This window comes from Bacillus sp. FJAT-29790 (assembly GCF_019039215.1).
GTDB lineage: Bacteria > Bacillota > Bacilli > Bacillales > Cytobacillaceae > Cytobacillus.
The window spans coordinates 89,410-101,304 of record NZ_JAHNZZ010000003.1 but is presented as its reverse complement, the minus strand read 5'-3'; the positions used below and the strand labels follow the sequence as shown (position 1 = coordinate 101,304).

11 protein-coding genes and 2 pseudogenes are annotated in these 11,895 nt (G+C 38.9%); 10 read left to right on the top strand and 3 right to left on the bottom strand.

Annotation, left to right across the window (positions count from 1 at the left end):
• Nucleotides 1-116 precede the first annotated feature (116 nt).
• The 3 genes from ureG to BGM26_RS17210 all read left to right on the top strand — a co-directional run bounded on the left by ureG (nt 117) and on the right by BGM26_RS17210 (nt 2,385).
• Entirely contained in the window at nt 117-728 is a 612-nt protein-coding gene (gene ureG, locus BGM26_RS17220; RefSeq protein ID WP_217041384.1) for an urease accessory protein UreG, read from the top strand.
• Between the two features lies 1 nt (nt 729).
• Nucleotides 730-1,554, top strand: coding sequence for an urease accessory protein UreD (locus tag BGM26_RS17215; RefSeq protein WP_217041382.1), 825 nt, complete (start codon nt 730-732; stop codon nt 1,552-1,554).
• 156 nt (nt 1,555-1,710) lie between these two features.
• Nucleotides 1,711-2,385 (top strand): urease accessory protein UreH domain-containing protein, encoded by a 675-nt coding sequence (locus tag BGM26_RS17210; RefSeq protein WP_217041381.1) that lies wholly within the window; start codon nt 1,711-1,713, stop codon nt 2,383-2,385.
• Between the two features lie 389 nt (nt 2,386-2,774).
• Here BGM26_RS17210 and BGM26_RS17205 read toward each other — a convergent pair whose 3' ends face one another.
• The 3 genes and pseudogenes from BGM26_RS17205 to uvsE (BGM26_RS17195) form a co-directional block, all read right to left on the bottom strand.
• Nucleotides 2,775-2,945 carry a hypothetical protein gene (locus tag BGM26_RS17205; RefSeq protein ID WP_217041379.1) on the bottom strand — a complete coding sequence of 57 codons (171 nt, stop codon included), beginning with the start codon at nt 2,943-2,945 and terminating at the stop codon, nt 2,775-2,777.
• 174 nt (nt 2,946-3,119) lie between these two features.
• Nucleotides 3,120-4,085: a UV DNA damage repair endonuclease UvsE gene (uvsE, locus tag BGM26_RS17200; protein ID WP_217041378.1), complete on the bottom strand. Its 966-nt coding sequence runs from the start codon at nt 4,083-4,085 to the stop codon at nt 3,120-3,122.
• Nucleotides 4,086-4,121: 36 nt separating this feature from the next.
• Nucleotides 4,122-5,077 (bottom strand): annotated as a pseudogene (gene uvsE / locus BGM26_RS17195) (UV DNA damage repair endonuclease UvsE).
• Nucleotides 5,078-5,627: 550 nt separating this feature from the next.
• Here uvsE (BGM26_RS17195) and BGM26_RS17190 point away from each other — a divergent pair.
• The 7 genes and pseudogenes from BGM26_RS17190 (at nt 5,628) to BGM26_RS17165 (ending at nt 11,788) form a co-directional block, all read left to right on the top strand.
• On the top strand, nt 5,628-6,596 hold the full coding sequence (locus tag BGM26_RS17190) for an ABC transporter permease (RefSeq protein ID WP_217041375.1): 969 nt from the start codon (nt 5,628-5,630) through the stop codon (nt 6,594-6,596).
• On the top strand, nt 6,593-7,426 hold the full coding sequence (locus BGM26_RS17185) for an ABC transporter permease (protein WP_217041373.1): 834 nt from the start codon (nt 6,593-6,595) through the stop codon (nt 7,424-7,426). Before BGM26_RS17190 ends, BGM26_RS17185 begins: the two co-directional genes overlap by 4 nt.
• Nucleotides 7,420-8,136: pseudogene (locus BGM26_RS21995) on the top strand (ATP-binding cassette domain-containing protein); the annotation flags it as partial. The gene BGM26_RS17185 and the pseudogene BGM26_RS21995, both read left to right, overlap by 7 nt.
• 3 nt (nt 8,137-8,139) lie before the next feature.
• A complete protein-coding gene (locus tag BGM26_RS21990; protein ID WP_483297820.1) occupies nt 8,140-9,048 on the top strand; it encodes an ABC transporter ATP-binding protein in 909 nt (302 codons plus the stop codon).
• Nucleotides 9,029-10,621 (top strand): ABC transporter substrate-binding protein, encoded by a 1,593-nt coding sequence (locus BGM26_RS17175; RefSeq protein ID WP_254119677.1) that lies wholly within the window; start codon nt 9,029-9,031, stop codon nt 10,619-10,621. The genes BGM26_RS21990 and BGM26_RS17175 overlap by 20 nt, the downstream gene beginning before the upstream one ends.
• Nucleotides 10,622-10,635: 14 nt before the next feature.
• Nucleotides 10,636-11,055: a nickel-responsive transcriptional regulator NikR gene (gene nikR / locus BGM26_RS17170; protein ID WP_217041370.1), complete on the top strand. Its 420-nt coding sequence runs from the start codon at nt 10,636-10,638 to the stop codon at nt 11,053-11,055.
• Between the two features lie 316 nt (nt 11,056-11,371).
• Entirely contained in the window at nt 11,372-11,788 is a 417-nt protein-coding gene (locus tag BGM26_RS17165; RefSeq protein ID WP_217041369.1) for a PepSY domain-containing protein, read from the top strand.
• The last annotated feature ends 107 nt before the right edge of the window (nt 11,789-11,895 follow it).

The following is an 11,895-nucleotide window of genomic DNA, read 5'->3' as shown; positions in this document are numbered from 1 at the left end:
TCCCGTCCCTCCCCGCGGAAAGCAAGTGCCCGCAGCGGAAATCAACGGGCAAACTTTGTAGGATAAAAACAACAATATATGCGAAAACAGCCAATGAATAAAAGGGAGTGTTTATTATGGGACCAATTAAAATTGGTGTTGGAGGACCTGTTGGAGCAGGGAAAACTTTGTTAATTGAGAAATTGACTCGTCAATTAAATGACGAACTTAGTATGGCGGTCGTTACTAATGATATTTATACGAAAGAAGATGCAAAATTCTTAATGCAAAACGGAATTTTGCCTGAAGATCGGATCATTGGCGTAGAAACGGGTGGTTGTCCACATACAGCAATCCGTGAAGATGCTTCCATGAACTTTGCAGCAATAGATGAACTTGTTGAAAAGCATCCGGAAGTTGAGCTGATTTTTGTCGAAAGCGGCGGAGATAATCTGGCAGCAACTTTCAGCCCTGAACTTGTTGATTTTTCAATTTATATTATTGACGTAGCCCAAGGAGAAAAAATTCCACGTAAAGGTGGACAAGGAATGATCAAATCTGATTTATTTATTATCAATAAAACAGATTTAGCCCCTTATGTTGGTGCCAGTCTTGAAGTAATGGAATCTGATACAAAAATCTTCCGTGGGGATAAGCCGTTTATTTTTACAAACTTAAAAGATAATACGGGTCTTGACAAAGTGATTGACTGGATTAAAAAGAATGCACTTCTAAAAGGTCTAGAATAACATGGAAAATTGGACTGGAACTCTTCAGCTAGAGGCAGAAGAGCGATTTGGAAAAACAGTTGCAAAGAATATCTATTTTCAGGGCGCGCTGAAAATTATGCGCCCAGTTTATCACGATGATTCGGGACAAGTATGCTATTACATATTAAATCCAGGTGGCGGCTATTTAGATGGCGATCGGTATAAAATGAAAATCGCTCTAAAAGAAAATGCAAGAATGACTTTAACGACTCAATCTGCAACAAAAGTTTATAAAACACCGAAAAGTTATGCCTATCAGGAAACAGAGATGATCCTGAATGCAGGCAGTTACCTCGAGTATATTCCTGATCCGCTTATTGGCTATCGAGATGCAAGATATAAACAAAAAAATGTCATTCATATGGATAAAAGCGCAACATTACTTTATTCCGATATCATCACTCCAGGGTGGTCTCCAGAAGGCGATCAATTCAGTTATGATATGCTCCAGTTAATCAATGAAATTTATGTGGATAATCAATTAGCTGTCTTTGATCATATTAAATTGACTCCAGGGTCACAAGGGATGACTGGTATGGGGCTTATGGAAGGCTATTCTCATTTAGGTTCAATGATTGTAATTGGGGATAAGACAAATGAAGACTTGATTGACCAAATATATCAGGTGCTTGATAAGAAAACGGATCAATTTACAGCAGGTATTTCAATGTTACCGGTACCGGGTTTTACTATTCGCGTACTTGCTAACTTAACGCAAACAATTGAAAGAATATTTACAGAATGTCACCATATAATTAGTGAGGAATGGTTTGGCACCAAACCACATTTCTTGAGAAAATATTAAGTGTTTTAAACCTAGCAATCCACAAGATTGCTGGGTTTTTAGCTGAAAATGTCGACTTTTTTTGCAACAACAAATCCTGTGTGTCCTGTACAATTAAATAAAATCATTTAAATGAAGTTTTTTGGAGAAAGAGAAAAAAGTTTGGGGAGGGATTTTTTGGAGTTTACATTATTTTCAGTATTAGCACTAGGTTTTATTTTAGGGATCAAGCATGCGATCGAACCTGACCATGTGATTGCGGTATCAACGATTGCAAGCGAGAGCAAAAAATTGTGGCAAGCCTCTCTTGCCGGAGTGTTTTGGGGAATTGGGCATACAGCAACGTTATTTATCATTGGGCTGATCTTAATTATCTTTAAAAACGATATTTCGGATAAATGGTCATTGTCGTTGGAATTTTTAGTAGGAATTATGCTTGTCTATCTAGGATTAGCAAGTATACTTTCTATTAAAAAGAGAAAGAAACATATTCATCAGCATTCAGATAACCAGGAATCTACTAGTTTTAGCAAAAAAAGATCTTATTTCAGATCATTAATTATAGGTCTCATCCACGGCCTTGCTGGAAGTGGAGCAATGGTTTTGTTGACAATGAGCACTGTTCATACCGTTTGGCAAGGTGCATTATTTATTATTGTATTTGGGGTAGGTACCATCGCGGGAATGTTAATGTTCACGACGGTTATCGGCATTCCATTTGTAATAAGTAAAAAGCGTGTGGAAACAAGGTACACACTTATATTAACAACGGGTGCAATCAGCGCCGTTTTTGGTATTTATTATATGTATGATTTAGGTGTAAATGAGGGTCTATTTCATCTTTGGATGTAAAACTGAATAATTCACCCCCGACATTTGATATAATATCTAATCGATATTTTTTTCTTTTGGGGATGGGTGCTACAAAATTATGAAAAAGTAACACTTTAAAATTGATTCGGATAAAAAACTTATTTTTCTTTCAATAGATGAAATGACAGAACAAATTGTTGTTTTTTTATGGAATGGACTAGCAAAGTAATTTATTAAATAATTGCATTAGGAAACATAAGAGCCATGCAAATGCTTGGCTCTTATGCATTATTGAAGTTGATTTAGTTTTGGATTTGATACATCTGTTTCCTTCCGGATTATGGGCGGTATACTTATTGTTTACTTCCATTGCATCCTTTAAATGTCCTTATTTATAACGGGTAAAACGCCGTAAAGGGCTTGAAAGATTATAATGAAGACTTATCAACTATTTTTGTAAGCCTCTTCGCGTTCGGATCAGGTTGTCCATAACCGGTAACCTTTCCTGCATGTTCCTCATGGTATTTTGATCCTGAACCCGGTTGGTTGCCGGATTGTCCTCTTTGTATCTCACCATTAGTACGTTGCTGGTTTGACAATATAAGCACCTCCTTTGTTCAATAGGATTTGTTACATTGTTGAAGTTATTCGAAGCATGATTAAAAGAGGGAAATTCGACGCATTGTTATGGCGTGATGGCGGAGAGTCTATTTATGTAAGAGTCCCCTCAATTAATTTTTTTCAGTTTATTTACCATGCTTTAGCTCTTCCTATCATTTTAAATGAAACGAAGAGCCATCAATGATTTTCACATCCTCCCTCGCTTTAATCTCTTCCATTAAATGAAACAGGGCTTCGTCTTTCCTTTTCGCTTCAATCATGCAGTCAATTTGCAAAACGCTGTCCTTAATTTCTTTTAGAAACTGAAAAAACATATTTATATCAACAAAATCCGCATGATGTCGAAATGCTTTTTGGCTTTTTGGACTGGAAATATGCATTTTTACGGGAAGTGGAGAATGACTCCACGTTTGGATGACTCGGTTCCAATGAACTTCCCAATCAGCATTTTGATGGTGAGCAAGATGATGATGATAATCAAAAACAAGAGGAATATCCAGTTTTTCACATAAATATAGAGTATCCTCTAGCGTAAATGAAGTATCGTCATTTTCAAGCATAATCATTTTTTGAATCGATCTCGGGACGACCATCCAATTATCTATAAAACGTTCAAGCGATATATCCGTCTCCTTATAATTACCACCCACATGCATGACACAGCGATGAGTAGGTTCAATTCCCATCCCTTTTAATAATAAATAATGCATCTTCAACGTTTGGATAGAATTTATTAAAATCTCTTTCTTCATGGAATTAATGAGAACAAAGTGATCCGGATGAAAATCAATTCTTATTTCGTGTTCATTGGCAAAATCACCAATCTCATGCAGCAGATTATGCAGTGGCTTCAGATAATTCCAATCAAGAAGCTCTTCATGGTTGGCCAGAGGGATTAGACGAGAAGATAATCGATAAAAATGGATATCAGATACTGCATTATGTTTAAGAATTCTAAGTGTGTTTTGTAAATTTGAAAGTGAGATCCGTTCCAATTTGCGAATAGCTGCTTCACGATTATCAATTTTTTGAAATTGCGCATATGTCATCGTTTGGGAAGGAGAAGCGTTTTTTAACTCCATGCTCATTGCCACATAACCAAGACGTACAATCGTCATCTTTTCCACCTCTTTCCCAATTAGTTATTCTCTTATTCACCATACCACCTCACCGCCTGATGTACGTTTGACTGCTCCCCTAATAGAAGCAATTTCTTCTATAAGTTTCAACATAGCGAGGTTTTTCTGCTTGGCTTCGATCATAATGTCAAAGTCCCGATCAAGCACCTTTGCCATTTTTAAGAAGGGGAGGATAAAATCTAAAGAGACAAAATCAGCATGTGAACGATAAGATTGATCTGATTTTGGTGAGGAAATGTGGACTTTCGGTACTGTATCAAAGCTATTCCATGTATTAAATATCCGTGGTAAATAATGTGAGAGGTCATCCTTTCCTTTATTCGCCAAATAGTGATGGTAATCAAGAACCATCGGAACCTTTTCTTTTTCACAAGTAATCAGTGTTTCCTCTACATCAAAGGCTTTATCATCATTTTCAAGTGTCATATGTTTTTTTATAGTATTGGGCAATTTTTTTAAATTCTGATGGAAACGCTTTAAGGAGGTATCTTTATCCCCATACGCTCCGCCAATATGAATATTAATCATACCCCTTTCTAGTGCATTCATCGCTTCGAGCATTTTAAAATGATATTCCATATCCTTCACTGCATTCATGGTCACTTCTGCCCTTGGACTCGTAAAAAGGGTAAATTGGTTAGGATGAAAGCTCGGACGAAGCTCAAATTGTTGTATTAGCTGCCCAAGTTCTTCCCACTGGGTTCTGAATGGAGTAACGAAATCCCACATCACTTCCTGGTGGGTGCCAAAGGGACAAGAGAGCTTGAAAAGCGATATAAGCCGATTTCGTGGGCGATATTAGAATGTAAAATTCTTTTCGTATGCTGTAAATTTTGTGCTGTTATAATTTTGAGTTTGTCCATTCGTTCGCTTTTAGAAAGAGCTGAATAGCGAGCAAAAGTTAAAGTTTTGGAAGGGCTTGCGTCCCATAAACCTAAAGCATTGGCTACATACCCAAAACGGATTTTCATCTATTTTTCTCCTTTTTTAATACCGTAAAGTCGATTTACCTTCCAAGAAACAGTTTTTTCTCCTTGTTTTTTACTTATTTCAGATAATATTAGTAATAATCACTTTAGATTGCAGATTCTTTTTCATTCTGCCCATAGAGAATTCTAAGATACTTAATACGCATTATTTTTATTTCATTACTTTCCAACGGTATTTTGTAAACGGTAGCTGTTCTACTAACAGACCTATGGGAATAAACTGTAATGGGTTAAATAAAACTATTTTTTTGGAGGGGGGTGTTACGATTTTATAACTAAGTAACACGTAGAACGGTAATGATTAGATATTTCCCATTTTGAGCGGTTAAGCAGCAGCTGTTTGTCAGTGAGGTTCATCTTTTTAACTTTTCTCATAAAACTTTTTTATTGATTATTAAATTAGATAATGATAATCTGCTAATAAAAATAGGTATTATGGTGTTACGTATTTAAAAAGTCGTGTTACTAATGAATCTCGTAATACGAATATAAAGCAGTTGTATTATTGTGTGCAGAGAAATAAGGAGGGTATATGGCTAGATTTATTGTTTCAAGGCTGTGTGAGACAACCGTGGTGCTTCTGATTGGAAGTATGCTTTGCTTTGCGTTTATTCGAATGCTGCCGGGCGATCCAGCAGCTGCCATGTATGGAGATCAAATTCAAAAAATGAGCAAAGCTGACCAGATCAGAATTGCTGAAAATCTTGGTTTGAATGAGCCATTTTATACTCAATATTCCAAGTGGTTCATGGGTGTGCTGCATGGAGAATGGGGGCGGTCATACATTACAGGTGAAGAAGTGAAAACGATTATAGCTCATGCGATTGGACCAACAATGACCCTCATGTTAGCGGCTGCGGTTCTTACATTAATCTTATCTCTATTTTTGGGCGTTATCACAGGTCTCCGGCGCTACTCATTATTTGATCATGCTGTTACCGTCACTTCTTTTATCTTCATGTCACTTCCGTCTTTTTGGTTTGCTTTAATGCTCATGCTATTCTTCTCTGTTTATTTAGGAATACTGCCCACATCAGGCATGGGTCAAGGAGGAGTTGGCGCTTGGTTGAAGCATCTTATTATGCCGGCTTTTGTTCTTGGCTTGTCACATATTGGCTATTATATTCGTATCTTGCGCAATCACATCGCCGTTACACAAGAAAACGAATTTGTATGGGCTCTAAGGGCGCGTGGAATTTCAGAAAGGGCGATTCTTTGGAAGCATATATTTCCAAATGCCTCACTCCCCTACCTCTCCTTTATGGGGATGTCCCTTTCACTCACTTTCGCTGGCTCAGTTGTCGTAGAGACGTTGTTTTCATGGCCAGGTCTAGGAAGACTTTCATTAAAATCAGCACTTGCCCATGACTATCCCGTTTTGCTGGCAACGATTTTGTTAAGTATGAGTATTGTTATCATTGGCAGCTTAATCATCGATCTCATTTGCGCTTCGATTGACCCGAGGATGCGGCAGCATCTATTGAAGGAGGAAGGCAGATGAGGAAAAAAAATAAGTGGTTTATAAATGGACTTCTTTTGTTTCTTTTATTCTTGCTCTTTGTAACCGTGCTGGCGCCGGTACTAACGCCTTATGACCCTCAGTCTGTAGGGTTAATGAAAATTTTACAGCCCCCAAGCGCTACTCATTTATTTGGAACGGATGAACTTGGCCGTGATGTATTGACGCGGTTGTTGTATGGGGGGCGTGTATCACTTTCTGTCGGTGCGGCAGCCATGTTGATAGCCGTTGCGCTTGGTGCTGGCTATGGTGTTGTCAGCGGATTTTTGGGCGGAATGGCTGATCGCATCATGATGAGGGTATTAGATGCCTTACTAAGCATTCCAAGCATCTTGCTTATGATTGGCATTCAAGTATTCATCCCATCAAGCTTTCTGACAGTAGTTGTTATTATCGGCATGACAAGTTGGATGCCGATTGCCCGTTTGATCCGTACAGAAATTCTGTCTTTAAAAGGGGAGATTTTCATCCAAGCCTCTGTCGTTGTTGGCGCTTCATCGCACCAGCTGTTAACCCGGCATTTACTGCCGCAATGCTTGCCTACGATTATTGTGATGTCCATTAGTGGAATGAGTCACGCCATTCTATCAGAGGCAACTTTGAGCTTTTTTGGGATTGGTATTCCTCCTCATGAACCATCGTGGGGAAATATGTTAATGGGGGCGCAAAGTTATTTATTATCAGGGGCATGGTGGATTGCGCTGTTTCCGGGCCTGCTGATCACGTGTACCGTTTTGGCCGTTACCTTTCTCGGTGATGTGCTTCAGGACCGTTTTGCATTGCCGCAATTAAAGAGAGGTGGAAGATGGTGAAGGAACACGTCTTAACAGTGGAAAATCTCTCCGTAAGGATTCAGACAAATAAAGAGGAACAACAGCTTTTGGATAATATGTCATTTGTTGTACCCGCTGGAGAAATTGTTGCCATTATTGGTGAAAGCGGCTCTGGAAAAAGCATGACAGCAAAAGCCATGCTTGATTTATTGCCTAACGGAATCACCATTACTTCCGGAAAGGTACAATTTTTAAATGAAAACGTACTTACAATGAGTAAAAATCAAAAGCAGATTTATCGCGGAACGCAAGTAGGATTTGTTTATCAGGATACATATGCGACCTTTGATGCTTTGCGTACGGTTGGGCAGCATTTTAGTGAGTTGTTTTCTACCCATACGAAAGTTTCAAAGCAAGATGCAAAAAAGCGGGCGATTCGCTTATTGTACAATATGCAGTTGTCAAATCCGGAGCGTGTATATGAATCATATCCTTATGAACTTTCCGGCGGGATGAGACAACGTGTGCAGCTTGCATTAGCATTGGCACTTGATCCAGCATTATTAATTGCCGATGAACCAACAACAGCCTTAGATACGCGTATTCAGGCGGATGTCCTGTATTTAATCAAGGAATGGAGCATTCGCACAGGGGGAAGCGTTCTATTTATTACGCATGACCTCGGAGTAGTGGCAGAGCTGGCGGATTCCGTTGTGGTTATGAAAAATGGAACAATTGTTGAATCTGCATCTGTGCTGAAATTATTTGATCAGCCTGTTCATGAGCATACAAAGCAATTGCTTCATCATTATCGGGAGCTGACAAATATACGCGAACAACAAAGTGCAGATGTAAGTGAGCTGCTCGTTACGGTAGAAAATGTGAGTAAAGCTTTCTCCAAAAAGAAATGGTTTCGCAAACAATTAATAAATGCAGTGAGTGATGTAAGCTTTCAGATTCAAAAAGGTGAAATTGTTGGGTTAATTGGCGAAAGTGGCAGCGGAAAAAGTACGCTCTCCCGCTTATTGCTCCAACTAGAAACTAGCGAAAAAGGGAAAATCCTTTGGCACGGGGCTCCGCCATTTCGAAAAGGTGTCCAATGGGTGCACCAGGATCCGCTCGCATCATTTGATCCCCGATGGAATGTGGAGAAGATTGTTGGAGAAGGGCTTGATTATTGGAAAGAGAAAAGCAAAAACAAACAGGAGCAAGTCAAAGAGGTATTACGAAAAGTCGGACTGCATGAGGATATCAGGTCCCTTTACCCTTATGAGCTTTCAGGTGGCATGAAGCAACGAGTTGCGATTGCAAGGGCACTTCTGCTAAAGCCTGAGCTTCTCATCTTAGATGAGCCGTTTGCCAGTCTGGATATGAGTTCGCAGGCAAGGATGCTGTCTCTTTTGCAAGAAATTAACCAAAGAGAAAAGACAGCGATTCTGTTTATCTCTCATGATATTCGGGCCGCAATGGCACTGTGCCATCGGATTCTTGTGATGGAAAAAGGAGAAATAGTCGAAGAGGCAAATGCAAATGAGCTAAGCTACTCAACAAACTTCTATACGAATCGTTTATTATCGTCGATGCTAGCCTTGCATCCGAACGATCGATTACAAGAAAAAAACAAAATGGAGGAGAAGGAATATGCAATTCAAAAAAGCTAAAGCGGTATTTTTATCAACAATGGTATCAAGTATACTGCTACTAAGTGGATGTGCTGGGGATAATTCTGTAGAAAAAACGGAAAATAGTTCAACCCCAACAACGAAGCAGCTCATCTATGGAATGGAATCAGAAATTGAACAAGTGAATCCTGTATTAGATGAAGCAGGTCATAGTGAGATTGATAGCTTACTTTTCCGAGGGCTTACTAAGCCGACAGTGAATAATGAAATGGTTGGTGACTTAGCTGCAGATTGGGAAATCTCGCCCGATCAGCTGACGTACACATTTACTCTTCGTGATGATGCAAAATGGGAAGATGGAAAACCTGTTACAGCAGAAGATGTTAAATTTACGTTAGACAAAATATTAGATCCAAAGGCGAATACACCGAATGCAGGCGATTTTATTGAGATAAAAGAAGTGAGTGTCTTAAATGATAATCAAGTGCAGATTACATTGAATAACCCGTTCCCGCCTTTACTTGAGAAGCTGAAAATCGGCATTGTTCCGAAACATATTTTGCAAGATGAAGATATTAACAATACTGATTTTAACCAGAAACCAGTTGGGAACGGACCTTTTAAGCTGAAAGAGTGGGGGAATGATCATACGATTATTATCGAGCGCAGCGACACTTATTATGGACCGAGGCCCAAGCTTGATGAAATCGTTTTTAAACCAGTTCCAGATGTTAATACTCGTGCGCTGCAATTAAAGACAGGAGAGATTGACCTTGCTCTCATGGAACCTAATCAACTTGCAAGTGTGAAAGAAGCAGATAACTTTACCGTAAATACGATGTCGACAGCAGATTACCGGGCAGTCATGTATAATTTCCGAAACCCTTTATTCAAAGATGCAAAAGTCCGCCAAGCGATGAATCTTGCGATTGATCGCGAAGCAATCGTAAAAGGCATGCTGGCTGGTAAAGGAGAGGCTGCATACGGCCCACTGCAAAAATCATGGGCAAATGCACCACAAAAAGACATGTATTCCTATCAGCCTGAAAAAGCAAATAAATTACTAGAAGACGCTGGCTGGAAAAAAGGTAGCGACGGTGTACTTGTTAAGGATGGCAAACGATTGGAGTTTGATCTTGTTTCTCCGATAAGTGATCCTGTCCGAGTAGCGCTAGCTAATGTTGTAGCAGAACAACTGAAGCCACTCGGGATTTCAGTTATCTTAAAGCCGTTGGATTGGTCAGCAATAAACATTGAAGAGGCAGATGCTTTTGTCATTGGATGGGGCAGTGAGTTTGATCCTGATGATCACACGTACCGCATTTTCCACAGCAGTCAAATTGGTGATGGACTTTATAATTTAAATGCTTATCAAAATACAAAAGTCGATCAGCTATTAACAGAAGCGCGGATAAATACAGATCAAGATCAGCGGAAAAAGTTTTATGAGCAGTTTCAGCAAGAGTTGGCAATGGATCCCGCCTTTAATTTTCTTGTTTATTTAGATGCTTTATATGGTGTTAATAAAAAAGTGAGCGGCATTAGTACACGCACGCTAGGTCATCATGGATTTGGCGTGTTATGGAATATTGAAGAATGGGATAAACAATAAAGGGGGAGGATGTAGTGGAGGATTCTACGTTAAAAAGATTTGGCGTATCAATGGAAGGCCATTTGCTTCGAAAGTTTGACCATTTAGTTAAACAAAGAGGATATGAAAACCGCTCTGAAGCTGTTCGGGATCTTGTGCGTGATGCCCTTATCCAACAGTCATGGGAAGAGGATGAACAAATCGTGGCGGGAAGCATCCTTTTATTTTACAATCATCATCAGAGAAATCTGCTAGATGAGCTTACGAAAATCCAGCATGATATGCATGACAATATCCTCGCCACTACACATTTTCATCTGGATCATGCCAGCTGCCTTGAGCTTATCATCGTAAAGGGAAAAGCAAGAGCCATCCAGCAGCTAAGCAATAAAATGACAAGTTTAAAAGGTGTCGAATATGGGAAGTTTACAGTGGCACCAGTAGAGCAAGTATAAGTTTGAATGAAAAACAGCGTTTTAACTTTATTCAAGCAGAAGTCACTAACTGATATAAGTGTGAATGCAAATAGGTATCCAGTTTTGGGGGCAGCAAGCTCGATAAAAATCTGGGCGCAAATACGCCAAGGTGAATTTGATTACAGTTTATTTCAGTATTATTAGCAGTATGAAAAAATTCATTTCTCATCTAAAATACAAGATTAGAAAATTCTAATGAAACATTAATCAAATTTTTATTGTCCCTTCATCCGATTTTTATTTCTATTGAGTAAAATCATTTTTGTAGCAAATAATATTTTGGAGGGAAAATAAAATGAATAACAAATTTAAAAAATTTATCATTCCTGCATTAGCAGCGACAATTATTACTGGTGGAGCAACAAGTGCTGCTATGGCATCAGCCGCTTCTAAGGAAAAGCCTATAGAGCAAAGGGAACAAAATGAACAAAATGAACCAAATGAACCAAGGGAACAAAATGAACAGCTGGAACAAGCTGATTTAGTGAAAAAAGTAAAAATTAAAGAAGCAGAAAGCATTAAAATCGCCCTAGAAAAAGTGCCTGGAACCTTAAAAGATGTTGAATTAGAGGATGAAGATGGAACGATTGTATACGGCGTCGAAATTAAAGCGAAAGACGGAAGTCAACAAGACGTAAAAGTAGATGCACAAACAGGTAAAGTAATAAATGTTGAAAAAGATGATGAAGGAGAAAGTGGCGAGGAAGAATAATACCATGAAAAAGGTGTCCGACAAATTTCTATTTTGTTAGTGACACCTTTTTCAATCTAGGTTATGTATAAATAATACCGTTGCTGCATAAACCTCCTGTGTGTTGT

Bases quoted from the DNA above. Each gene is read 5' to 3' on its own strand.
- ureG (WP_217041384.1), top strand. From the start codon at position 117: ATGGGACCAATTAAAATTGGTGTTGGAGGACCTGTTGGAGCAGGGAAA.
- BGM26_RS17215 (WP_217041382.1), top strand. From the start codon at position 730: ATGGAAAATTGGACTGGAACTCTTCAGCTAGAGGCAGAAGAGCGATTT.
- uvsE (WP_217041378.1), bottom strand. From the start codon at position 4,085: ATGACGATTGTACGTCTTGGTTATGTGGCAATGAGCATGGAGTTAAAA.
- BGM26_RS17190 (WP_217041375.1), top strand. From the start codon at position 5,628: ATGGCTAGATTTATTGTTTCAAGGCTGTGTGAGACAACCGTGGTGCTT.
- BGM26_RS17185 (WP_217041373.1), top strand. From the start codon at position 6,593: ATGAGGAAAAAAAATAAGTGGTTTATAAATGGACTTCTTTTGTTTCTT.
- BGM26_RS17175 (WP_254119677.1), top strand. From the start codon at position 9,029: ATGCAATTCAAAAAAGCTAAAGCGGTATTTTTATCAACAATGGTATCA.
- BGM26_RS17165 (WP_217041369.1), top strand. From the start codon at position 11,372: ATGAATAACAAATTTAAAAAATTTATCATTCCTGCATTAGCAGCGACA.